This window comes from Planktothrix sp. PCC 11201 (genome assembly GCF_900009135.1).
Classification (GTDB): domain Bacteria; phylum Cyanobacteriota; class Cyanobacteriia; order Cyanobacteriales; family Microcoleaceae; genus Planktothrix.
In genome coordinates, this window is record NZ_LT797697.1 from 49,377 (window position 1) to 74,312 (window position 24,936).

At 40.6% G+C, this 24,936-nt stretch carries 19 protein-coding genes; 12 read left to right on the top strand and 7 right to left on the bottom strand.

Features of this window, described 5'->3' with window-relative positions:
• Positions 1 to 36: 36 nt before the first annotated feature.
• Positions 37 to 870, top strand: a complete 834-nt coding sequence (locus PL11201_RS08195; RefSeq protein WP_079678185.1) for a TlyA family RNA methyltransferase — start codon at positions 37 to 39, stop codon at positions 868 to 870.
• A gap of 71 nt (positions 871 to 941) precedes the next feature.
• Positions 942 to 1,577, top strand: coding sequence for a hypothetical protein (locus tag PL11201_RS08200; protein WP_234996644.1), 636 nt, complete (start codon positions 942 to 944; stop codon positions 1,575 to 1,577).
• 179 nt (positions 1,578 to 1,756) lie between these two features.
• Here the strand turns inward: PL11201_RS08200 and PL11201_RS08205 are convergent, their stop codons facing one another.
• On the bottom strand, positions 1,757 to 2,170 hold the full coding sequence (locus tag PL11201_RS08205; protein WP_144017698.1) for a peptide chain release factor 1: 414 nt from the start codon (positions 2,168 to 2,170) through the stop codon (positions 1,757 to 1,759).
• A gap of 154 nt (positions 2,171 to 2,324) precedes the next feature.
• Between PL11201_RS08205 and PL11201_RS08210 the strand changes: the two genes are divergently transcribed.
• Entirely contained in the window at positions 2,325 to 2,531 is a 207-nt protein-coding gene (locus PL11201_RS08210) for a hypothetical protein (protein WP_079678111.1), read from the top strand.
• Positions 2,532 to 2,624: 93 nt separating this feature from the next.
• Here the strand turns inward: PL11201_RS08210 and PL11201_RS08215 are convergent, their stop codons facing one another.
• Positions 2,625 to 3,425, bottom strand: coding sequence for a class I SAM-dependent methyltransferase (locus PL11201_RS08215; protein WP_079678112.1), 801 nt, complete (start codon positions 3,423 to 3,425; stop codon positions 2,625 to 2,627).
• Between the two features lie 652 nt (positions 3,426 to 4,077).
• Between PL11201_RS08215 and PL11201_RS08220 the strand changes: the two genes are divergently transcribed.
• From PL11201_RS08220 to PL11201_RS08230, 3 genes are all read left to right on the top strand, one after another.
• Positions 4,078 to 5,397 (top strand): bile acid:sodium symporter family protein, encoded by a 1,320-nt coding sequence (locus PL11201_RS08220; RefSeq protein ID WP_234996645.1) that lies wholly within the window; start codon positions 4,078 to 4,080, stop codon positions 5,395 to 5,397.
• Positions 5,398 to 5,512: 115 nt separating this feature from the next.
• Positions 5,513 to 6,454 carry a spermine/spermidine synthase domain-containing protein gene (locus tag PL11201_RS08225; protein ID WP_079678114.1) on the top strand — a complete coding sequence of 314 codons (942 nt, stop codon included), beginning with the start codon at positions 5,513 to 5,515 and terminating at the stop codon, positions 6,452 to 6,454.
• 171 nt (positions 6,455 to 6,625) lie between these two features.
• Positions 6,626 to 7,222, top strand: coding sequence for a M23 family metallopeptidase (locus PL11201_RS08230; protein WP_079678115.1), 597 nt, complete (start codon positions 6,626 to 6,628; stop codon positions 7,220 to 7,222).
• A 290-nt stretch (positions 7,223 to 7,512) separates the two neighbouring features.
• On the opposite strand, the gene PL11201_RS08235 is transcribed toward PL11201_RS08230, so the two are convergent.
• Positions 7,513 to 7,890, bottom strand: a complete 378-nt coding sequence (locus tag PL11201_RS08235; RefSeq protein WP_079678116.1) for a hypothetical protein — start codon at positions 7,888 to 7,890, stop codon at positions 7,513 to 7,515.
• Between the two features lie 387 nt (positions 7,891 to 8,277).
• Between PL11201_RS08235 and PL11201_RS08240 the strand changes: the two genes are divergently transcribed.
• The gene (locus tag PL11201_RS08240) at positions 8,278 to 9,747 is read left to right on the top strand and encodes a CIA30 family protein (RefSeq protein WP_079678117.1); all 1,470 of its coding nucleotides are present in this window, start codon (positions 8,278 to 8,280) and stop codon (positions 9,745 to 9,747) included.
• A 145-nt stretch (positions 9,748 to 9,892) separates the two neighbouring features.
• Positions 9,893 to 10,780: a carbohydrate ABC transporter permease gene (locus PL11201_RS08245; protein WP_079678118.1), complete on the top strand. Its 888-nt coding sequence runs from the start codon at positions 9,893 to 9,895 to the stop codon at positions 10,778 to 10,780.
• Positions 10,781 to 10,976: 196 nt separating this feature from the next.
• Here the strand turns inward: PL11201_RS08245 and PL11201_RS08250 are convergent, their stop codons facing one another.
• Positions 10,977 to 12,170, bottom strand: coding sequence for a GNAT family protein (locus PL11201_RS08250; protein WP_079678119.1), 1,194 nt, complete (start codon positions 12,168 to 12,170; stop codon positions 10,977 to 10,979).
• A gap of 646 nt (positions 12,171 to 12,816) precedes the next feature.
• On the opposite strand from PL11201_RS08250, the gene ppsA reads away from it, so the two are divergent.
• Positions 12,817 to 15,360 (top strand): phosphoenolpyruvate synthase, encoded by a 2,544-nt coding sequence (ppsA, locus tag PL11201_RS08255; protein ID WP_079678120.1) that lies wholly within the window; start codon positions 12,817 to 12,819, stop codon positions 15,358 to 15,360.
• A 175-nt stretch (positions 15,361 to 15,535) separates the two neighbouring features.
• On the opposite strand, the gene PL11201_RS08260 is transcribed toward ppsA, so the two are convergent.
• Positions 15,536 to 16,870, bottom strand: a complete 1,335-nt coding sequence (locus PL11201_RS08260) for an IS701 family transposase (RefSeq protein WP_079676739.1) — start codon at positions 16,868 to 16,870, stop codon at positions 15,536 to 15,538.
• Between the two features lie 199 nt (positions 16,871 to 17,069).
• Between PL11201_RS08260 and PL11201_RS08265 the strand changes: the two genes are divergently transcribed.
• The 3 genes from PL11201_RS08265 (at position 17,070) to PL11201_RS08275 (ending at position 20,457) form a co-directional block, all read left to right on the top strand.
• Complete coding sequence (locus tag PL11201_RS08265) at positions 17,070 to 17,498, top strand: DUF488 domain-containing protein (protein ID WP_079678121.1); 429 nt, start codon at positions 17,070 to 17,072, stop codon at positions 17,496 to 17,498.
• 90 nt (positions 17,499 to 17,588) lie between these two features.
• Positions 17,589 to 19,997 (top strand): penicillin-binding protein 1C, encoded by a 2,409-nt coding sequence (locus PL11201_RS08270; RefSeq protein WP_079678122.1) that lies wholly within the window; start codon positions 17,589 to 17,591, stop codon positions 19,995 to 19,997.
• 199 nt (positions 19,998 to 20,196) lie between these two features.
• Positions 20,197 to 20,457, top strand: a complete 261-nt coding sequence (locus tag PL11201_RS08275) for a Mo-dependent nitrogenase C-terminal domain-containing protein (RefSeq protein ID WP_079678123.1) — start codon at positions 20,197 to 20,199, stop codon at positions 20,455 to 20,457.
• Positions 20,458 to 20,551: 94 nt separating this feature from the next.
• On the opposite strand, the gene PL11201_RS08280 is transcribed toward PL11201_RS08275, so the two are convergent.
• Together PL11201_RS08280 and PL11201_RS08285 are read right to left on the bottom strand one after the other, a co-directional pair.
• Positions 20,552 to 23,248 carry a chloride channel protein gene (locus PL11201_RS08280; protein ID WP_079678124.1) on the bottom strand — a complete coding sequence of 899 codons (2,697 nt, stop codon included), beginning with the start codon at positions 23,246 to 23,248 and terminating at the stop codon, positions 20,552 to 20,554.
• 70 nt (positions 23,249 to 23,318) lie between these two features.
• On the bottom strand, positions 23,319 to 24,833 hold the full coding sequence (locus PL11201_RS08285) for a bifunctional pantoate--beta-alanine ligase/(d)CMP kinase (RefSeq protein ID WP_079678186.1): 1,515 nt from the start codon (positions 24,831 to 24,833) through the stop codon (positions 23,319 to 23,321).
• Positions 24,834 to 24,936: the final 103 nt, after the last annotated feature.

Sequence of the window (24,936 nt, forward strand, 5' to 3'; positions counted from 1 at the left end):
CCCCTGCTCCCCTGCTCCCCCTGCTCCCCATTTCCCGTGAAACAACGACTTGATACCTTATTAGTAGACCTTAATTTATGTGAGTCCCGCCAACAGGCTCAAGGGTTAATCCGGGCGGGATCGGTTTTAGTGAATCAACAAATGATTGATAAACCTGGAACGGAAGTTAATGTAGAAGCCCAGATTCAGGTGAAACAGCGATCGCGTTTTGTCTCCAGAGGTGGGGAAAAACTCGCTAAAGCCCTAGAGGAATTTAAAATTGAGGTGAGCGATCGCGTCTGTCTGGATGGGGGAATTTCCACTGGCGGTTTCACCGATTGTTTATTAAAAGCCGGGGCGACAAAAGTTTATGGTGTGGATGTCGGTTATGGACAAGTAGACTGGGGAATTAGAAATGATCCCCGGGTGGTTTTGAAAGAACGGACAAACCTGCGCTATTTAACTCCCGATCAATTGTATGGAGAATTAGATACACCGGAAAATTATCCTGATTTTGCCGTTGTGGATGTATCATTTATTTCTTTAACCAAAATTTTGCCCCCGTTGTGGCAATTGTTAAAGCCGAATCGGGAAGTGGTACTGTTAGTCAAACCTCAATTTGAGGTGGGTAGAGAACGGGTGGGTAAAAAGGGAGTTGTCCGAGATTCTAAGGATCACGCCCGTGCTATCTTTCAGGTGGGTTCTGTTGCGATATCCTTGGGATGGCAATATCGAGGTTTAACTTGGTCGCCTCTCCAGGGCCCGGCCGGAAATATTGAATATTTGTTGTGGCTACATACGGTCGGTCAACCCCTTCCTTCTGAGTTGGCGATCGCCCAAATTACTCAACTCGCCCAACAAACCCTAACCCAATCCCCCAGTCACCCTTAACTTTTTCAGTCTCTGTAATGAATTTATCCAAACTACTAAAGCGCATTACGATTTATGTCATCAGCGCTTTCATGTTTGTTTTTTGTGTGATTGTCCTCACGGTTGTGGCGATCGCCATTAAGGTTTTAGTCTTGAAACTTGCCCATAGATTTGTTTACCCCATTTTTATATTTGGCGATTTACTCAGGGGTTTAGAAATTATTGATTTACTTAATATTTTGGTGTTTGCGATTTTAGGGATGGGATTAGGAGTCGCAACGGGTTTGTTACCCACTCGAGATGCTCGAAAAATTAGTCAAGTTTTTCTGATTATTTTAATTCCAATTATTTTAGCGGTTCCTCAAGTCGTTAAATACAATCTTTGGGTCGAGGATATTGCTCAGGATGATGATCTTTCCTTTCCGCAAGCGCAAACTGTAGCTGATTCTTTTCTTCAACGCAGAATTAATCAGGATGGGGTTTTCGGGTTTTATTTATATACTGGACAATTTCCCATGGTTCCGACCCGACAACTGCAAATGCAGGAATTGGAACGTTTGGAACAGCAAATTAACTCTAAATTTGTGCGGGTAAGCGGGATTCCTCCGACTTTAATTACGATAATTATGGGGGTTTGTTTTTGGGGAATTCGGATGTTTTATTTTTCGGTTGCTGTGATTACGGCGATCGCCCATTATCGAGAAGGATTAAAGATTGTTGCCAAATAGTCAAATTTTAGAGGGTTGCTATATTGATTAAAAAGTCAAGTTTATGCTCATGTTAGCCGTAAGGATATTATCTCCCAAATCGAGATTTTTGTCAAGTAGTCGGGTCAACTAATCTGGCGAAAATTTCGGATGAAGTGGGATCTTGAAGCAGAAAATGGGGAGTTATGGGTTGAGAAAAGTCAACGCCAATAGGGTCTACCTTTCCAAAATAGACCGATTAAAATTCCCATGGTGGTAATTTGAGAGGTACTGAGTAAAATCACAGGGGGAAAGATGGATTTATAGAGGAATAAAACGACTAATAAACAAAGGAATAATGCCCATAAACAAGCAACGTTAAGAATAACTTTAGAGGGCTGAACTTCTATTAAATAAATTGATAAGGCTCCCACTCCCACCCCTACTCCAAATATAATCAACATCCCCAGGGGAGGAGTCAATAAAAGCAGCATCATTTGTTTGAATGCTGGAGAGTGAGTGATTCCCCAGAGGGTAAAAACTTCTGCGATCGCAACTATTAAATAAGTCAAGGCGACATTTTGTAACAAAGACGACCAGGGCAAATTTTTTAGCCGTTGGATAAAATTATTCATAGATTTTTTACTAAAATTCACCAGTCTTAACGGGTCTACCCAGTTGAACTTAATTTTATCGATTTTTTGATTCAACTCACGTTAAAATTTTTGATGTTGAGAACCCCGAACCCATTCCAAGTCTAAGACCGATAACGCAACAGAGGAGAAACCGATGATAGAAACATCAATTAACTGTGCAGAAGCCTGTATAAATGGCTGTGTTTTGGGGGATAAATGCCCCAATCGGGAATATATCCCAGAAACGGAGAACTTTATCAATAATACATCCTTAGACCAAATGTTAGAAATGGCGGAGGAAGCGATGCGGAAGAAAAGAATGCAGCCCCCCACTTGGGTTTTACCGGATTTTCCTGAGTAAATCTATGTCGGGTTGGGGGAATTAAGACCCACTAATTAACGATGGGAAAAGGGATAAAACTAATTATAAGATGCCCTTTTCCCTTTGAATCTATTAGTTAATTTTATTAGCTACAATCCGAATCCGCTTATAGTCAGCAATCCAAGTCCCATTCTTAAATAATTTGGGACGTAGGCGACTTTCGATATCGTTCATAATATTTAGTTGTTCTGAGGCTGGAATCCCTTTAAAAAATTCTCCAGCAAACATTCTCAACCAGTTATTTAAGCCTTTGTCTCCATCTGTTAATGGAGTGGGACGATCCACCAAGGTTGCCAGCTTTAACTCAAATCCTTGGGTTTCTAAAAGCATTCCATATTCGCTAATACTGGGAAAATACCAGGGATTCAGGGTTTTATTTTTGGGGTATCCCGCAGCATCTAAAGCCTGATCCATTGCTGTAATAATTGTATCAATATTGCCTTTCCCGCCAAATTCTGCCACAAAACGTCCCCCGGGTTTTAAGGCTCGACAAACTCCAGAAATGACCTTTTCCGGTTGCTTAATCCAATGTAAAACCGCATTGGAAAACACCGCATCAAACTGTTCTTTCCAGACTAAGTTGGCTCCATCAATCACCAAAAAATTCAGACCAGGATAGGTTTGATTGGCTTTTTTAACCATGGTTGAGGCTTTATCAATGCCGATAACTTCAGCCCCTGTGTTTGTGATTTTGTAACTCAAGTGACCTGTACCACAACCGAGATCAAGAATGTGTTCTCCTACACGGGGATCAAGCAATTCCAAGAGATCCACAGCTAAATTGGAGACAAAGCTATGGTGACTATCGTATAATTTTGCATCCCAATAAGGCACAGGAGCCATGGGAGCATAGTTTACGGTCTTAGTATTCATGGTGGCAGTAAGGCAGAATTTACTTGTCGTTTCTTATTATGCAACATTCTGTTCATGATTAACTAAAAGTCAAGGAAAATTTAGACTGATTTCAAGAGGCAGGTTTTGTGTTAAAGCCCAAAAGTTGATTCCATCGAGAAAAGCCGATCTTGACTCCTTGCGATTGGGAAACAGGAATCTCTTTATACCATCTGGTGAAGCGTTATTTCATCTAGTTGAAGATAGAGATTTACTCAACCCCTTATTTTATTTTTATCAAACTATTTAAAATTCTGAGAAAATGGTCATTACCGAAAGTATAGTTGCTTTGGGGTTAATCGGAATTGACAAAACAAACTAAATATGGTATCGATGTCCCATGGCACAAAATTGGGTCAAACAAATCTATCCTAAATACATTTTAACTTCACATTGGGAAACAATATTAGGCCCAAAGAATGATGCAATTTTAGTTGGGGTGATTACGCAAGGTTATGATCTAACGAAATCATGGTTTTCATCATTTATCCTTAGTATCCAGGACAGTTAATTTATGTTTCCCTTAAAATCCGATCTAATTTACAAAAGAATTTCTAGCCGAGCTTTTTTGATTAGTGTTCTGGCAGTTTTCACAGTGATTCTGACCGTGACACTGCACTCTGCATCCTTTGCTATGAATAATCCTGATTCAGCAATGAATCAAACAGTCCATGCTCAGGAGTTAATAGCCCAGGTGTCAACCTCGGATCAACCTTCCCCGAGCGCCCCTTCTGACATCCCAACCGCCGATACAGCTTTGTTGTTTCAAAATGACCGTTATGCGGTGAGAGTGTTTCGACAAGGAAACAAGGCTTATGTCAATATCTATGACAAAGAAAACAAAACTCTAACCCTTAAAAAAATCCCAGTTTCAATTACTCCGGCTAAAAATCCCAAAAAAGATCCGATTAAATACGTTGCTACGATCGATAACCAAAAATATATCGTCATTATTAATCCGTTAGGTGCTTCGGAGTTAACCATTTTGAAGGGGGAAACGGTAGTCTACCGCCAGGAGAGTAATCAGGTTGAGGTTGCCCAAAAAGTTCCGGGCATTTCTGACCAAACTGAACCAGTTAACCCAACCCTGGCTCTAGTCAGAACAATATTCATCAATTATGCCAAACTAACCATCTTTGCTCTGATGTTTGCGATGGCAATTCGCTGGCGGTTTGAGGATGTGATCTGGTTGGGTCAACAACCGTCTCTCCTGCTGCGATCGCTAGTCTCAGTATTCATTGCCGTGCCCTTATTAGGGGCATTAACCATGCTGATTCCGGGGTTGACCGTGGCACAACACATTGGGATTTGGGCGATGATCACCTGTCCCGGCGCGCCGATGATTCCGTTTAAAAGCCTACAAGCCGGGGGAAATGCCAAATTTGTCGCCAGTTTACAGTTTATGGTGTGCATTCTAGCAATTATTAGCATTCCCTTAACGGTTATGATTCTAGCTCAGTTCTCTCCCAATGAACCCTGGTTGTCGCCCCAAGAAATTGCCAAACAAATCTTTTTTGCTCAGGTGTTGCCCATGGGAATTGGTGTTTTACTGGCTGAATACGCGCCCAAATTTGCAGAGGATCTGGTGGAACCCGCGACCAAAATTGCCAAATTCATGCTTTTGCTGGTGGTGATTATTTTGCTCGCCGTCAGCCTAGAAAAAGTTCTTAATGCCGGATTTACGGCTTACTTGGCGATGGCTTTTCTCTCGATTACTTCCCTGGCCTGTGGTCATTTCTTGGGCGGATCTGAACCTGACACTCAAACCGTTCTAGCATACTCAACGGCCACTCGCAATGCTGGTTTAGCGGTTCTACTGGTCAGCTTAAATTTCCCCAATCTGGATTATGTTAAAGGTGGGATTATTAATACGCTGATTACCTATGCCTTAATGGCAGCCTTTGTATCTATTCCTTATACAATCTGGCGGAAACGAACAATGGTTAAAAATTAGAGCGGTATTAGTTAGTAAAAGATTAAGGTTAAGTTAAGCGACTTTAACATTTTGTAGCAGATCCAGAATGTTCTACCCTAGAACATTGGATCTGTATTTTTGAGGAAAAGTAATTATGTCAGGTAGCGAATTAAAAGCTGATTTTTGGGTGAGCGAGTATATCACACCTTGGGATATTTATGTTCATGGAATTACCAAGGTATTAGCCTATAAAAAAACTCCCTATCAAGATATGTATGTGGTGGAAACCGGGGCCTATGGAAAAGCCTTAGTTCTTGATGGGAAATGGCAATCTTGTACCGGAGATGAATTTCTCTACCACGAACCCTTAGTCCATGTCGCCTCGGTCTATCATGGGTCTCCTAAAAAAGTTGCGGTTTTAGGTGGGGGAGAGGGGGCGACCATTCGGGAGGTTTTGCGCTGGAAAACCATTGAATCTGTGGCAATGATTGACTTAGATGGGGATGTGGTCGAAGCCTGTAAAGAATATCTCCCAGAAATGCACGAAAATGCCTTTGATGACCCCCGCACCCAACTGATTATCGGGGATGCCATCGACTTTTTAGATCAGACCCAGGAAAAATGGGATATTGTGATTTCTGATTTATCCGATCCGATTGAAGATGGGCCATCCTTTAAACTGTTCACTAAAGAATATTTTGAAAAAATTCGTCAAATTTTAACCCCCGAGGGCTACGGGGTAATTCAAGCTGGCCCGGTTTCCCCGAATGAGATGAAACTGCACGTTCGTCTGGTGAATACCCTGAAAACGGTTTTTCCCCATGTTCACTCCTATACCAGTTATATTTCCACCTACGGAAGTCCCTGGAGTTTTATTATCGTTTCTGCTCAACCGATTAATACCCGTCCTGAACCGGAAAATGTGGATAAAGTGTTACAAGAGCAAACCACCGGAGGGCTACGGATGTTTGACGGGACAACCATGTTAGGAATGTTACAAGTTCCGAAACATTTGCGGGATGCGATCGCGGCTGAAACCGAAATTTATACCTTAGCTGAACCGCCGAAATTCTTTGGCAAAGGGGCTAACGCTTAATAAATAGTTATCTATTTGAACACTTTCCCATTATTTTAAGGTGGGAGAGTGTTAACAATTAACCAAAATCTAGTAGAATACATCCCGATACCCGCGTTCTGTGTACCGAAAAATTAATTATAAAAAATCCCACTAACAACCCCTTTTTAGTGATTGAGGAGTCAAACATTAATGGCAAAATCTAAATTATTTCGTCCGGGCAATATTATTTTACTAGCAGGATTAATCGGTCTGGGTTTTGGGGGACTGGGATGGAAACAACAGTTCGCCAAAGCTCAAAATGCTGAAGTCGCAACAGGTTTAAACTGGTCGGGGGCTTCTTTCCCCGTTGAAGGCTTTCAAGAATACACCTCCCCCTTCGGATATCGAGGGTCAGGTTTTCACTATGGTTTAGATTTAGCAGCCCCCCAAGGCAGTTATATTCGCAGTTGGTGGCAGGGGACGGTGACAGAGGTTTGGCAAGATGACCGTTGCGGGACTGGCATTGCGATTCAGTCTGGTCAATGGGAACATATTTATTGTCATATTCAAGGCAGCGTGGAAAAAAACGCTCAAGGGACTTATTTCATTGACCGACAAGGAGGAATTCAACTCTGGGAAGGTCAACAAGTTCCTTCAGGGACGAGAATTGCTAGGGTGGGAATGAGTGGACGAACAACAGGCCCCCACCTACACTGGGGATTAAAGCATAATGGCAACTGGGTTGATCCCGGTCGGGTATTGCGCTCGATGTACAATCAGCAAGTTCAACAGGCGAATCGGGGTTAATTCTTGACTCGTACCGCCTCAAGTTAAATTTCTGTCAAAAAAATGAGTAACCCTTGATACAATAGTTAACGTGAGATTTGAAAATTTCTACCCGCAGGCTGATGTAGAACGCGGCGTTTATGTGTCTTCAAATCGAAACAACAACGGTATCCATAAATTGAGACCAGCAATTGAGATTTTGCGCTGGTCTTTTTTGTTGGGTAATCGGGATCACGGATTTAAGAGGATTTCACGGATTTCACGGATTTTAATCTTTGTTAATATGCGTAGTTTCAGAAGATTTCATCGCTTTAGTTAAAGGCTGGATTCTGGAATTTGCTCATTATTTTTTGAGTTAATGAAACTATTTTTTCGATAAAATATTTTAAATGTTTAGGAGATTTAATCGCCCAAATATTAATGACTAAACAGGTTGTTCCTAGGGATAATAGAATATAGGTGGGAATCATCACCACACCAATCATAAACCAACTGAAAACGTGCAGCACCATCAATCCCGAATATAAACTAGCAAACCCAGAAATAAGGAGGATTTGAGAAGATGGACGATTTAGACCGATAAAAATTAAGGTTTGTAAGGTAGCCAATAAATTAAACGGGATTAAAAACGCACAAATTCCTAAACAATTATTTCGAGAAAACTCAGCAAGTAGGGTTAAATCCATCATGATCAAAACTCTGGTTTTTGAAAATAGCTAGAGATGCAATATTTTTTATAGTTTGGACTTTTCTATTATAGCCTTTTTAATGGCTATCGTTTCTTGGTTGTCCAAAAATTAGTAAACATCATCAAAAAACTACCGACCACAATCACTAAAGCGAGTCCGACGGGGATCGCCGTTTCCAAATCAATATTTTCCATTGTTTTTGTTTCTATGCAATCAAGAGATACCTTAACACAGATATTTCTACTTGGGGAAGGGAAAGGCCATAATTTTGAGGACTGACGATTTCACAGACCTTGAGCAACTTTGGCTTTCTTCTGTTACCATTAAATTTGTTACATATCTTAATCTATAGGAATAGTCATTTAACAAAATTATTGGGAGAAGGCAATGGTAGAGCAACAAAAAGGACAATGGGATGGGGGACGGTTTCTCAAAACCCTGGCTTATTTTGGGGTTGTTCCCTTTATTGGTAATATTAACTGGATACAAAATTTATTGGGAATAGGGAAAAAACAACCCAAACCGAAACCGAATATTATATTAGTAGTTGGGGCGACCGGAGGGGTGGGAAAACGGGTAGTAAAACGGTTGCAACAACGGGGAATCACGGTGCGTTGTTTGGTGAGAGATATTAAAAGAGCTAGAACCATATTAGGGAATACGGTAGAATTAATTGAAGCAGATTTAACCATTCCTGAAACCTTAACTCCGGCTATTTTTCAAGATGTTACCACGATTATTTGTTGTAATGGAACTAAAGTTCAACCCGTGGAGGGAGATACTCCCAACCGAGAAAAATATTATCAAGGAATTAAGTTTTATTTGCCGGAAGTGGTTGATGTACCGGAATTAGTGGAATATAAAGGAATCCAAAATCTGATTTATGCTGCATCTGGAACCCTCAAGAAAGCGGGAGATAAAATTATATTTGATTTTACCAAACCCACGGAGGAGATCAAGGAAATTTGGGGAGCCTTAGATGATATTGTCATGGGGGGAATTAGTGAAAGTTCGTTAAAATTAATCCCCGATGGCGGATTATTTACCGGATATGTTTCAACGGCTAACTCAGGGGGTTTTGTTTCGGTGAGAACTCGCAATTTTGAACCTGCTTTAGATTTATCAGACTATCAGGGAATTGAGTTACGAGTCAAAGGCGATGGAAAACGATATAAATTTATTATTCGCTGTAATGACGGTTGGGATAGTGTGGGCTATTGTTATTCCTTTGATACGGTTTATAATATTCCGATTACCATTAGAATTCCCTTTGCAGAATTAATTCCGGTATTTCGAGCTAAAACGATAAATGACGGAAAACCTTTTGATTCTAGTCAGGTATTTTCTCTCCAGTTAATGTTGAGTAAGTTTGAATATGATGGAGCTTTAAACCCGAAATTTCAACCGGGATTATTTCAATTAGAAATTGAGTCTATTAAGGCTTATGGTGGGAAAGTATTACCTCGGTTTGTTCAGGTAAGTTCGGCGGGGGTAACTCGTCCTGGGAAACCCGGATTAAATTTAGCAGAAGAACCCCCTGCGGTACGTTTAAATGAACAATTGGGAGGGATTTTAACTTGGAAGTTAAAAGGAGAAGATGTGATTCGTTCTAGCGGTATTCCCTATACGATTATTCGTCCCTGTGCGTTAACGGAAGCCCCCGGAGGTTCGGCTTTAAAATTTGCCCAAGGTGATACAATTAAAGGGCAAGTGAGTCGAGATGATATTGCCGAATTATGTATTCAAGTATTAACTCAACCGTCAGCTTGTAATACGACCTTTGAAGTTAAAACAGAACCGGATAGTCAATTTTCAGGAAATTGGGATGAGTTATTTTCTGAGTTAAAATCCGATTAACATAATTCGTTGTTGCGCTTCAGCGCAATCTTGAGGGCTAAAGCCCAACAACGTTAAAATCCGATTAACATAATTCGTTGTTGCGCTTCAGCACAATCTTGAGGGCTAAAGCCCAACAACGAATTTTATTATTGAATGGAACGTGATGTTAAAGTTTAAACCCGTTTTCACCCCTTATTTATTTTTATTTCCGGCTTTATTAATGCTTACTTTGACCGTATTTTGGCCAGCATTACAAGCCTTTTATTTGAGTTTATTTAGTTACGATTTACTCACACCCCCCGAATGGGTGGGGTTAAAAAATTTTCAACGGTTATGGACAGATGAAGTATTCTGGGAAACCTTAAAAAACACCTTTCTTTATTTAATCATAGTAGTTCCTATTTTAGTCTTTGCACCCCTAACATTAGCAATTTTAGTTAATCAAAAATTACGGGGAATGAATGGATTTAGAACTGCTTATTATGTCCCGGTTGTAATTTCCATGGTCGTGGCGGGAATTGCTTGGAAATGGTTATATGCAGAAAATGGTTTTTTTAATCAACTTTTGAACGCTATTGCTATTCCGCCGATTCCTTGGTTAACCAGTCCGAATATTACCTTATTTAGTGTGATGGCGGTGACTATTTGGAAAGGGTTAGGCTATTATATGGTAATATATTTAGCAGGATTGCAAAGTATTCCCTTAGAACTCTATGAAGCCGCCAGTATTGATGGTTCTGATGGGTTTAAAAAACATTGGGATATTACGTTACCTTTGATGAAACCCTATATGGTTTTAGTCGGGGTAATTTCGGCGATTTCCTCAACTAAGGTATTTGAAGAAGTTTATATTATGACCCAAGGAGGGCCGAGAAATAGCTCTAAAACCATTGTTTATTATTTATATGAACGAGGATTCCTACAGTTAGAATTCGGTTACGCTTGTACGATTGGGTTAGTTCTATTTTTAATTGTTTTAGGATTATCGATTTTACGATTAGTGATTGAACGGTTTACGGAAAATATCAATAGCAGTAATCATTTGATTTGACACTCCCACACCTGAAGGCAGGGGGATTCTTGAATCAACGACCGAACGTAAAATAATTATTGGCTTAAATTTCAAAAAACCTAGGGGCGATGTCAGCATCACCCCGGAAGATAACTAGATATTTTCTAGGGTAAAAGATCTGGTTCGTTCTTTTTTACAATTCGTTGAAGCCTGCTAGAGATTAATTATTCAGGATTTAATTATAGGAACGAGTCTCAATTTTGCCATCAGGATAGGCTAAATAAATTTGTTTCAAGTTAGGAAAACTATTACTTTTCAGCCTGCCTTCAAAACTTGGTGTTTGCACTTCCTCACCCTTTACCCCGACAGTGGCAACGAGCTTGTTATCCTGAATATGAATCAGGTATTTAGATTGTAGAATTTCCTGCTGTTTGTCTGAACAGAACTTGATTTGATATTTATAATAGGTGTGATCAAGATAGTGACAATTAGCCCCCCATTTGCCCTTAAACTGTAGTAATCCATTATTCAAAATCGGAGGGACAACACCCAAATCAATCGCCGTATTTCCTCTCTGAATTGCTGTATTGAACATTTGATAATAAAGAGCAATATTGACAAGATTTAACTGGACTGCATCCTGGCTAACCTGATCGATTATCCCGACTTTATTAAAATACGCAGGAGACCCCGCTAATTTAGGCCAGAGGACGTGTATTCCTCCCAAGCGTTTTCCCCCACTTTTAACAAAAATTAGTGAAGAACGAGCCACCTGCTCCTCTGTATAAAGTGTTTGAAACGGATGAATCGAGGCATTCGCATCGTGACGCCGTTTCATCAGTGGAACCCACATCTGCTCATAAAACTCTCGATAGTCTGTCTCCGTTTCCCCAAACTCGATCTCAAAACCGGCTTTCAATGCTTTTCGAGTTTTGCGGCGTTCAGTCTCAGGTAGTTGGGACAGCAATTCTTCAATGGTTTTTGGTAAGGGGGCAATTGATTCTAGGAACATTGGAGCCAGATACACACCTTTTTTTGGGGGTCTTGCCCAGAAAAGGTGGTTAGTGACGACAACATCAAGATCCGATAATTCCGGGTAGGACTGTTCGTGGTATCGTCCCAATGGGTTGATTCGGCCGAGGTCTTGTTTTTGGAAAGTGTTCAGATCAAAAAATATGTCATTCACCATGTGAGTTTGCTTTGTATTCCCCAAAAACAACACCTTGATTGTGGTGTCGCTTCCAGGCAAATTACCGGAGAGATAAGTAGCGCGAAATAGGTCTGAATTTACTAAGTCTCCGAGGTAATGTCCAAAAGACCGTAACTTCTTCAGTGGACGAAGAGCATCAGCCAGGGCTGTTTTTAACTGAAGTTTTTGGTGCATCAAGGTATTTATTCCTAAAAATTGGGTTATGTGTTTTGTGATCATCGCTCTCATCTATCGATGACAATGGATCAGATTGTATATTTTGGCTATGGTCTTGATCTGGAAACGCACCCGGTGAAAAATTTTTCAGCCCAAATTCGGTAGGAAATTGATTATGGCTGAAAGAGTATGGTTGACCAATTGTATACTCCTGCTCGAACAAATGACCAGTGCCAGGGCTGTTTGATGATTGGGAGGGTTAAGTCTTAAAGAAACGAAACAAAATCCTCAAATATTCGCAACATTTGTTAATTTTAAGAAACGTTCTGAAGAAAACATATTTTTTTACAAAAAGCCTGTATCGCTTTACTGACAATATTCTTTTACTTTTAGTTACTATAGGCATAAAAAGAACCTATATTGCAATAATGAGAGAAAGTAGTAACATTTTAGATGGAGGGAAAAAACCCTCTCCTGACTACAAAAGTTCAAGCCTAGAGAGAACAAAGGAGAGAAATCTGAAGAACTGCAAAGTTCAAGATTCAAAATTCAGGAGTTCTAAACATTAAATTTGTTATGATTTAGAGCGAGTAAATTCAGAATGTACAGGTAAGGATTAATACATTCCAATCTAAGTTTGAACTTAAATAAACAATAAAGATTGACTGAATTTTAATAGAACAGTCATTCCAATGGGAGGAACTTTAACATGGTTGACGCTTATGCAACGACTGCAACAGTAAATTCAGAAGCGAAAGAAAAAGCTTTTGTACTGTGGTTTGATGAAGTAGGAATTTCTGATATTCCATCGGTGGGCGGGAAAAACGCATCTTTGGGTGAAATGATTCGAGAACTCACTTCCCAAGGTGTTAATGTTCCCAATGGATTTGCTACCACTGCTTATGCTTATCGTTATTTTATTGAGTCTGCGGGTTTAGAGAAAAAACTACGGGAACTCTTTGCAGACCTCGACGTTGAAGATATGCCGAACCTGCGACAACGGGGTAAACAGGCTCGTTCATTAATCCTTGACACTCCGTTTCCACCCGAATTAGAAGCAGCGATTACCAGCGCTTATAAAACACTCTGCGAACGCTACAGCACGGACGGCGATTTTTGTAATCAGTTTGGCGACGAATATAAAGAGGAATGCAAACGTTATTCCAATGATGTGGACGTTGCTGTGCGTTCCTCCGCCACCGCCGAAGACTTACCCGATGCTAGTTTTGCCGGACAACAGGAAACCTACTTAAACGTTTATGGCGAAGAAGGAGTTTTAGAATCCTGCCATAAGTGCTTTGCCTCAATTTTCACCGACCGAGCAATTTCCTATCGCACCATTAAAAATTTCGACCATTTTAACGTGGCTCTGTCCGTCGGTGTGCAAAAAATGGTACGGTCTGACCTGGCTTGTTCCGGGGTGATGTTCTCCATTGATACGGAAACCGGATTCAAAAATGCCGCCTTAGTTACTGGGGCCTATGGGTTAGGAGAAAACATTGTTCAAGGTACGGTTAACCCCGATGAATATTTCGTATTCAAACCGACCTTACTGCAAGGGTTCCGTCCTATCTTAGAAAAACGCTTAGGCAGTAAAGAACTGAAGATGGTCTATGACATCGGAGGTTCTAAACTAACTAAAAATATCTCAGTTCCGCAATCGGAACGGGATAAATACTGTATTACTGACGACGAAATTCTACAACTGGCGAAGTGGGCTTGTATTATTGAAAACCACTATTCGCAAGTCCGGGGTACTTATACTCCGATGGATATTGAATGGGCAAAAGATGGGATTACCGGACAATTATTCATCGTCCAAGCCCGTCCCGAAACCGTGCAATCCCAGAAATCCGCTTCCGTTCTGCGCAACTTTAAACTGCTAGGAACCAGTAAGGTTCTGTCTCGCGGTCGGGCCGTGGGTGAAATGATTGGTCAAGGCAAAGCCCGGGTGATTCTGGACGTGCATAAAATTGATGAATTCCAAGCGGGTGAAGTGTTGGTCACCAATAAGACTGACCCCGACTGGGAACCGATTATGAAGAAATCTAGCGCTATTGTTACCAACGCGGGCGGACGGACGTGCCACGCGGCAATTATCGCGCGGGAAATGGGCATTCCCGCCATTGTCGGTTGCGGTGATGCCACCTCAGTAATTAAAAACGGCCAAGAAATTACCGTTTCCTCATCTGAAGGAGAAGAAGGTCGGGTTTATGAGGGGTTAGTTCCCTTTGAAATCCAAGAAACCGTTCTCGATAATCTGCCCAAAACCCGCACGAAAATTTTAATGAACGTGGGCAACCCCGAAGAAGCCTTCGGTTTGTCTTCGATTCCCTGCGATGGTGTGGGGTTAGCGCGGCTGGAGTTTATTATTGCTAACCATATTAAAGCCCACCCCCTAGCGTTGTTGAAATTTGACCAACTCGAAGATGAGTTAGCCAAACGGGAAATCGCCGAGATGACCAAAATCTACGACCATAAACCGGACTTCTTCGTCGATAAACTGGCCCATGGTATCGGGATGATTGCCGCGGCCTTCTATCCGAATCCGGTGATTGTGCGGATGTCCGACTTCAAGAGTAACGAATACGCTAACCTGTTAGGCGGCCGTCAGTTTGAACCCAAGGAAGAAAACCCGATGATTGGTTGGCGCGGTGCCTCCCGTTACTACGACCCCAACTACCGCGAAGCCTATGGGTTAGAATGCGTGGCCCTGAAACGGGTGCGGGACGAAATGGGTTTAACCAACGTTACCCCGATGATTCCCTTCTGTCGCACCCCCGATGAAGGTCGGAAAGTGTTAGCAGAAATGGAAAAACACGGGCTGAAACGGGGCGAAAATGGTTTAGAAGTTTATGTGATGTGTGAACTTCCCAGTAACGTGATTTTTGCCGATGAATTTGCCGCCGTGTTCGATGGATTCTCGATTGGGTCTAACGATTTAACCCAATTAACATTAGGCTTAGACCGGGATTCTGCGTTAGTTGCTCATATCTTTGATGAACGCAATGAAGCGGTGCTGCGGATGGTGACTATTGCCATTAAAGCGGCGAAAAAATATGGTCGCAAGATTGGAATTTGTGGTCAAGCACCCAGTGATTATCCTGAGTTTGCCCGGTTCTTGGTGGAGTTGGGAATTGATTCAATTAGTTTGAATCCTGACTCGGTGATTAAAACGATTCTGGATATTGGCAAGATGGAAGAAGCTGGCACGTTGTTAGATGAAGTGATGGACGTTGCCAAAGCCAAATAAACTATTGTAGAGACGTGCCACGGCGCGTCTCTCTCTATAGAGATTGTTTCCTAAATTTTAGGATTTGATATATTAGGGTATGGCGATGCTGTACCCTTTATTTATGGGCATAATCTTGCCAGTGAATATCCCTCTTCTGTCAGTCTCCGAAACCAACAAGTAATAAAAAGTAGAGTTATCCATTGGGAAAATAAGATTGAAATTGATTAATATTCTGAATTAATTTATGAAACCCAAGCAATAAATAACGATCAGGAAAAACATCTAACCACGGGGCAATCAACCACAATATAATAGTAGGCTGAATTATTAAACGCAAATTATTTAAAACATTTTTCCATCCCTCTTTATGATTCCATTGTTGGTGATTCGAGCAATCTGTGGTGTTTTTTTTGCTCTCCGATTCTCTGGGACTTCCTTGACTTAAAGACCGGAAAACTTCGGAGTTGAAACTAATCATTAAATACACACAGAAAATGATTTCCCACCATTTTTCTATATCTTGAAAATCCGTCAACCGATAGTCAGTCCAACCCAGTTCTTGTTTACATTGTCGAAATCCATATTCCACCCATGTTCTTAACCCGTATAAATTACCTAATGTCTTTTTTATCTGGTTCCTATTTTCTGTTAAATTTGTCATGACAAATGAAGTTGAGGCTTCTGGCATTGTTTCTGGATCTGTGGTGATTTCCCAATAGGTTCTCGGACTTCTTTTTCCAAATATAATTTCTCTAATATATCGGGTTTCTGATTCTCCATTGCTAAAAACTCTCTCAAATTTACACCATTTGTTTGCTCTAACTTTCTCCTCGCTTGACATCCAGACTCCATGATTACTTCTTATTGCCAGCACCCAAGGTAATCCAAATTTATCTAATGTACTGATAAACGAACTACTTTCACCATAAAGGCTATCTGCTAATACCAATTCAATTTGAAATCCCAGTTCAACCAACTCTGTTAGGATTTCTGATGCGATTTCAATCTTAGTTTTGTAGACATCTCCTTCTTTTAATGTTCCTTTGGGTTTAAATACTCTAAACACTAAAGGAAAAGTTATATTTTTATAAACACCGTAAGCATTAACTGATACTATTCCCCGATCTATTTTGCCCACACTTCCCAAGTATTGTCGGGCTACATAGTCGGTTTTTTTACCCTTTCTCCTATCTCCTGTTTCATCAATTATTACTATAATCTTCTCTTCTTTCAATGCTTTTAGAGTTCGAGCTAATCTTCTTTCCTTTAATTCCCTTGCTGACCAAGGCGAATTGGCTAAAAAATGATGGAGTGATTGCGGCGACCTAATTCCTACTATTTTAGCAATTTCCGGTAAAGATTTTCTCGGAATTGGTGAGATGATTCCTAGATGTAAGTATTTAAAACATTCGTAACTTCTAACTTCAGGGAATAGGTCTTTATAACCTTGACAATATTCATCAATCACTGAAACTGTTGGTTGTGCATCTCTGGCTAAATGTTTGATAATCTGTAATTCTACATCCATTACCCTATCCCCCTTCTAGCTACCCATGTGGTTTATTTTCTAATTTTACTTCTAGGAGACTGACAGAAGAGGGATATAGCAGTTGCCACATCTATTAGGACATTCTTGAAAGCTAAAAGCTACTTATAGTAAGTATTTACCTATTGCCCATTGCCCATTCCCTATTGCCTCTTGCTATATATTGCATTTTTATGGAAATATGAAAAATAATATTTCTAAACTCAAAAATAAACTAATTCTAACCTTCGGATATGGTAATCGAAAAAACTATGATGTGTTTTTAGAATATCTGAACAAATATCAGGTTAATTTTGTCATTGACATCAGAATGACTCCCCGGGCTTGGAGTCGTAAATGGTATGGGAATAAACTTCAAGAAGTTTGTGAAGCTCATAATGTTAAATACATCTCTAAAACTGCTTTGGGTAATACATCTGGTCAACAAAATTGGATTCCTCCCGACCGAGAAGCCGCCGGTATCGCTCTGCGTGAAGTTGCTGAACTCGCTGAAAAAGGAACGGTCTTATTATTGTGTGCTGAAATGAACTTTAATAGATGTCATAGAACAGATGTGGCTAGTCATCTAATTAAACTAATTTCTAATAGTCAAATCGAACATTTAGAGTAGATTAACTTATTTTTTTTAATACAAGAGATATTGATAAGGATTTGGCAGTCGGTGGAAAGAAATATCCTAAAACCGATACTAGGTAACCAAATGAACCGAATTTCGCCCCGGATTTTATCTTGTTTTCGCCATCGGGCAATCCGCACTATTTTAGTCCTATTCTGTTTAGGGGGAATAGTACGATTATTTCCCTATTTGATCCCCATTCATGCAGCAGATATTCAACAAAGAGATGTGGCTTTTGAATTTAGCGATCGCAATAATTTACCCTTGGGAACAATTCTGAGTTCCGATCAAAATCATACCGCAATTGTTCCTTTAAGTCAAGTTTCACCCCATTTTATTCAAGGAATTATTGCGGCTGAAGATAAACGCTATTATCAACATGGGGCGGTTGATTCGGTTGCCCTGATTCGTTCTATTTTAGAAGCCTTTCAAGCCAAGAAAATTGTTAGTGGTGCGTCTACTATTACCATGCAATTAGCTAGATTATTAGAACCCGCACCTCGAACCTTACCGAATAAATTCGGTGAAATTTGGTTATCTTGGCGACTCACCGCCGGAATGAATCAACAGGAAATACTAGAAAATTATATTAATCGTTTACCCATGGGAGGTAATTTATATGGCGTTGAGGCGGCGGCAAAAACCTATTTTAATACCTCATCATTAGAGTTAAATTTAGCCCAAGCAAGTCTATTAGCCGCCCTTCCTAATGACCCCACCGACCTGAATCCTTATTATAATTTATCCTCCTTAAAAAAACGTCAAAATTATGTATTAAAAAGAATGGTTGAAGATGGATATATTACCACTATTCAAGCGGAACGCGCCTATCAAGAAAAGTTACAATTCCAACCCCAACAACAAGGAATTATCGCCGCCCCCCATTTTTTATTCTGGCTAACCGAAAAGTTAACCAATTCTCTCCCCCCTTCCCCCATTAATAAGGGGAGTATTTATCAAGAAATAACCCCTAACCCTCCTCCTCCTAACTCTCCCCCCCTTACCAAGGGGGAGCCGGGGGGGGTCAGAGAGTCAACCTATAAAATTAAAACCACAATAGATCGCCCTTTACAACAATTTGTTGAAGCCCAAATCCAACAAATTATTACCAGTTTAAAAGACCATAATGTTCATCATGCTGCGGCTTTAGTAATTAATAATCATACCGGAGAAGTATTAGCTTATGTTGGTTCTCCTGATTATTTTAATACCGATAAATTCGGGCGAAATGATGGTGTTCAAGCCTGGCGACAACCCGGATCAACCTTGAAACCTTTTTTATATGAATTAGCCTTATCAAAAGCAATTATTCAACCCCATAGCATATTAGCAGATGTCCCTAGTTATTACGCCATTCCAGGGGCAAAACTTTACAGTCCAACGGACTATAGCGAAACATTTTTAGGCCCGGTGCGGGTGCGGGTAGCCTTGGCAAACTCTTTAAATGTTCCCGCCGTGAAAGTATTAGAAAAAGTCACGGTGACCGTATTTTTAGAACGATTAAAACAATTAGGATTTCAACATTTAACCCAATCTCCTGATTATTATGGTTTAGGATTAACTTTAGGAAGTGGAGAAGTAAGTTTATGGGAATTAGCCCAGGCTTATTTAATTATGGCAAATCAAGGTAAAATAGTCACACCAAATGTGATCATAAATCAAACTAAAGACATTAAAAATTCTCAACTTTCTATTGATGCTCCTGTCACCTGGCAATTAATCACCAATATGTTAAGTGATGCCCATGCCAGATCCCATTCCTTTGGTATTGATTCTGTCTTGAATTTACCCTTTCCCGTTGCAGTTAAAACCGGAACTTCTTCCAATTATCGAGATACTTGGACAGTAGGTTTTACCACGGATTATACCGTAGCAACTTGGGTGGGAAATTTTGACGGTCAAGGGATGCAAAATGTATCGGGAGTGACGGGTGCTGCACCCTTATGGAACCGGATTTTATTGCATTTACATGAAACAAAAGAACCTGCTAATTTTCCCGCCCCAGAAGGGTTAATTCAGTTACCCATTTGTGCGACTACCGGGTTACGTCCGACGAAAGATTGTTCCGGTGGAATAGTATTAGAATATTTTGATCCTAAAGCGATCACCGAATACGAGAAAAAATCTCCTAAATTAGTTTTAAATTCTGAATATAATGAATGGTTATCTCGACAATCTCATCCTCAGTTAACCCAAAATCAGTTAAAAATTATTTCTCCTGAAGCTGATGATTATTTTATAATTAATTCGGGAGAACCTGCTCAGTTAGAATTTAAAGTTATTGGCAATTCTCAAGAGTCTGTGGAATGGTGGTTAAATGGGGAAAAATTAAATTCTCAGTCTGATCATTCTCTGTTTTGGCAATTACAACCTGGACAATGGAGATTAACAGTTAAACAAGGTACTCAACAGGATAGTGTTCAATTTCAAGTGCAAAAAGCCAACAAAAAACCATATCGTCGAGGTTTTTCGCTTGTCAATACTAATAAATAGGTTTAGATAATTTATGGCTCTAATTAAGTTGTAGCTGTATTGGTTAATTGTAGTGAATCATACAGATTCTTTTCTTTACAAAACCTTTATAATCCTAGACAAATTCTTTTCCAATCCTTTACCTAATTGTTGATTGAGATTTATAAACTAGAAAATAGACAACCGAAAAAAGTTGTATTGTCCCTCAACAAGTTTAAATATGCTTAACCTGATTTCTCCTCTGCTTAACCCTCTCCGTCAATGGTTGGATAATCTGGATATTCACAACCCTGATTTGGCGTTATTTTTATATCGGGTAATTCCGGCGCAGTGTCCGTTTGCCCGGAATATCAAACTATTTGGACATACCATTGTACACATTCCTCCCCTGTGCAAATTCAATCCTTTATATGAACAATTGATGGGTTTGCGGTTTCGGGCAATGTGTTATTTAGTTGATGACTGTGGTATGACGATTTGACCCTTGAAATTATAGCAGTCGTACCGGGCTGTTAGGACAAAAACAAATGCTTATTCTTTACTATTGCTTGTTGCCTATTCCCTATTCCCTTCTATCAGTATTTTTCAATAGCAGGTCGAACTAAAATAACTGTACATTGACAGTTTTTAGCGATCGCTTCTGGAATATTACCTTGAATTACTTGTCGTAACATTCCCTCTCGACTTGCGCCTAATACAATCACATCACATTGATCTTTATCCGCTAAGTCAATCACCGCTTCCGATACGGAATTAGAACAAACATTGCTAAAAATTACCTCCGTATTTAAACGATGACTTAAATTTTCCGAACCTTGGTTAAAATCTATAATTTCTTGTGTAGAAATCATACTTTTAACTACTCGAAAAAGACAAATTTTGGGAGAGAAACTTAACTTAACTAATGCAGGTAAAAGCTGCACCGAAACTGAATTTTCCAGAGTGTCTCTAACTGGAACTAACCAACGATGCCAAGCCAAAACTGGGCAATTAGCAGGATCAGAATTGGTATTAGTTTCAGGAGCATGAGGCGTTTGATTTTGACCCCATTTTATCAACATAACTTGGCAGGGAACTAGACGAATAACCGCATCCATCACATTACCAAAAATTCGATCTGGTGCTGATATATCCCCATGCCAACCCATTAATAATAAATCAATATGTTCCTCTTGAGTTATTTCTAAAATCGCTTGGGCAACATCATGGGCAACTCGAATTTGAGTATGAACAGAAATCTTTAAATTCTGCCCTAAACGTTCGGCTTGTTGTAATAAACGCCGACTTTTTGTTAATCGTACAGAGGTTTCCGAAGGAGATTTACTATAGGGAATAGTAATCACTGTAATACATTCTAATTCATAATTGCGTTCCTGGGCGATCGTTACGGCAACTTTTAATAATGCTGGGGCAGTTTGGGGGTTATATAGTGATACTAATAAACGCCCATTTCCCGTTTGCGGCCCCCTAGTTTGATAGACAATATAAGAAGATTCATGATGTCGCCCGACTTGGGTTGCTTCCCCATTAATCTGCCCTAATTCTGCCCGAATAATATCACTGCGAGTAATAATTCCCACTAAATGATGACGTTCTACAACGGGTAAACGACTGAGTTTATAATGACCCAATAAGTATAATACCTGAGTTAAATTATCATCGGGATTAACAGTAATTGGTTGAGTAGTCATTAACTGATTAATCGGAGTATGATTGGGTAATTGACGATTACTAATTTGGGCTAAATCAGTTTGGGTAATAATTCCGACTAACTTGCCATTTTCAGTGACAGGAAATCCACGATGATGAGATTTTGCAAAGGCTTCAATCACTTGTTCTAAAGTCAAATGACCTGCCAGGGTTTCGACATTTCTTTGCATCACATCAGCAGCCCGTAATTTCTCTAATATTCCATCAATAGGTTGATCAGGTTTGAGTTCGATTCCACTCAATTTTAATAACTGATCATAGAGAGATTCAGGATCAATTTTTTCCGCAATTAAATAGGCTACAATAGAAGAAATCATTAACGGTAAAACTAACCCGAAATCCGTTGTAATTTCAAACACAATCACAACCGCCGTCATCGGTGTTCGCGCCACAGCACAAAAAAAAGCCCCCATTCCCGCAAAGGCAAAAACCATGGGTTGGTCAATTCCTAACATAAATTCTGATTCCCAGGTTCCGACTAAATTACCTAGGGCTGAACCTAATACTAAAGAAGGGGCAAATAATCCCCCAGGTGCGCCAGAACTGGCTGCAATTATAGTCAGAAGAAAATGAGCCGTAAATACTAAAGCACTGGTTTTCCAGGGTAATTCCCCACTTAAAATTAATTCTCGAATTCCGGTATTATTTCTAAAGGAAAGGGGCAATAATGATACGAATAAACCCGATAATAACCCGGCAACTGCCATACGCTGAGGTAATCCCCAACGTAACACTCGGCGATTAAATTTTGAACCGGCAATAATACTGTGACCAAAAATTGTTCCTAAAACTCCCGCTAGAATTCCTAATAGAATAAATAAAGGAATTTCTCTAGCATAGAGCAATCGATCCTGTATGGTTTCTAATATGATCGTTTTTGTCACACTATTACTGAATTCTTGACCTCCTAATAAACGGGAAACCACCGCACCAATAAAAGAGGCAATAATCGCCGGGCCGAGGGTAATTCCTGACACATCATGCAGCAGTTCTTCTACTACAAATAACACCCCGGCGATCGGGGCATTAAATCCAGCGGCTAATCCGGCGGCGGCACCACAAGCGATTAATTGACGACGGTAATTCGGAGAAGTAGGAACCCAACGACTAATCCAAGCGGCTAAAGCGGCACCAATTTGGACAGTCGGCCCCTGACGTCCTAAAGTTAATCCAGAACCCATCGTAAACATCGTGCCAATAAGTTTAGCAAATGCCACTCGGAAGTCAAGGGAAATGGGTTCTCCAGCCAATGCTGCTTTTACTTGTGGAATCCCACTTCCGGCGGTTTCTGGTGCTAATCTTTCCACTAAAAAACCCGTTAATAAACCGCCAATTAATCCCACACCTGGAAGAAATATCCAAGCAGGAATCGCGGAATTTAAGGATGTGGAAATTCGCCAAGAACCTAACCAACCCGCACCTTCTTTTAATAGAAATGCCGCTAAACCGGACACTAAGCCAATTAAACCCGCTTCAATAATGGCAAAACGTTTCGGGGTCGTGGGTGATAAAATTTTGGAGAACAGAACGGAAACTTCTCTGGGGATAGAGATGCGCCACATAATCAGTCATCAGTTAACAGTTATCAGTTATCAGTTATCAGTTAAGAAGTTAACAGTTATTAGTCATCAGTTAACTGATGACTGATTTAACGATCCGTTGAATCACATCCTCGATGGTTAAATTGTCCGTTTGAATTTCCATCGCATCGCTGGCTTTTCTCAAGGGTGAAATAGCTCGATTACTGTCAAACCGATCCCGCTCGGCAATATCCTGTTCTAATTGTTCCTGAGTAATTTCCGTTTTCCCTTGACTATGCAGTTCTAATAATCTCCGTTTTGCCCGTTCTTGTACAGATGCAGTTAGGAAAATTTTTAATTCGGCATCGGGGAATACCGTTGTGCCAATATCCCGACCTTCGGCAACAATTCCACCTTGATTCCCAAACGCCTGTTGCTGTTTAACTAAAGCCTGACGCACAGCCCATTGAGCCGCGATCGCCGACACCTGAGCCGTAACTTCCAAGGATCGAATGGCCTCAGTCACATCCTGACCATTAATCAGTGTTCTGGGTTGCTCTCCGTCGGGGATCAATTCAATTCGACATTGACTGACAATTTCAGCTATAGCAACTTCATCCTCAACTGGAATTCCAGACTGTAACACCAACCAGGTCACGGCCCGATACATGGCCCCGGTATCCAAATATAACAATCCCAACGCCTGGGCAATTTTGCGGGTAACGGTAGATTTCCCGGCTCCGGCGGGGCCATCAATGGCAATTATCGGTTGACGACGGCGCAGAATCACATTATCAATTAAACGAGTCTGACCCACGCGAGCCGCGATCGCTAATAACCCCTTGGTTTCAACAATGGTTAAGGGGATTAACGTCTGGGGTTCCACTAGCTCAATATATTCTATCCGTACCCCCGGTTCCGTCTCCAATTCAGTTTGGACAAAGGTTTTAATCTCCGTTGCGGAATTACAACCTTTGTGGAAATGTTCTTGCCCGCGACGTAGGGCTCGATATAAAACCGTTGCTTGTTGTTGTTCTAAGGTCGTTAAATATTGATTCCGAGAACTATAGGCCAATCCCGACGGCTCCCGCACAATTGGACAGGGAATAATCTCAATGGGCAAGTTCAAATCCTGAACCAGAACTTGAATAATCGCCACCTGTTGGGCATCTTTTTGGCCAAAGTAGGCCCGATCCGGTTGCACTAAATTCAATAGTTTTGTCACAACCGTCGCCACTCCCGGAAAATGTCCGGGGCGAGATTTCCCGCATAATCCTGACATGATTGATGTAGGAGGAATCACCATCGTCTGCACTGAGGATTGATACATCTCCCCTACTGACGGGGCAAATATCACATCAACTCCGGCCTGTTCACACTGCTGCAAATCCGTTTCTAACGCCCGAGGATAGGTTTGGAAATCCTCATTTGGCCCAAATTGCAGAGGATTCACAAAAATACTCACCACCACCAAACCATTCTCGGCTCTAGCCCTTTGAATTAAGCTCAGATGCCCCAAATGTAAGCCCCCCATCGTGGGAACTAGACCCACAAAATGTAGGGGGTTTTGAGTTCGATAGGAACGAAGATAACACCGCAGAGCAGCAACGCTAGTCAACAAACGAATCATAAATCAGTTAACAGTTATCAGTTATCAGTCATCAGTGTAAGAGTTCATTGTTAATATTTGTGGGCTAAAAACTGTTAACTATTTAACTGATGACTGTTAA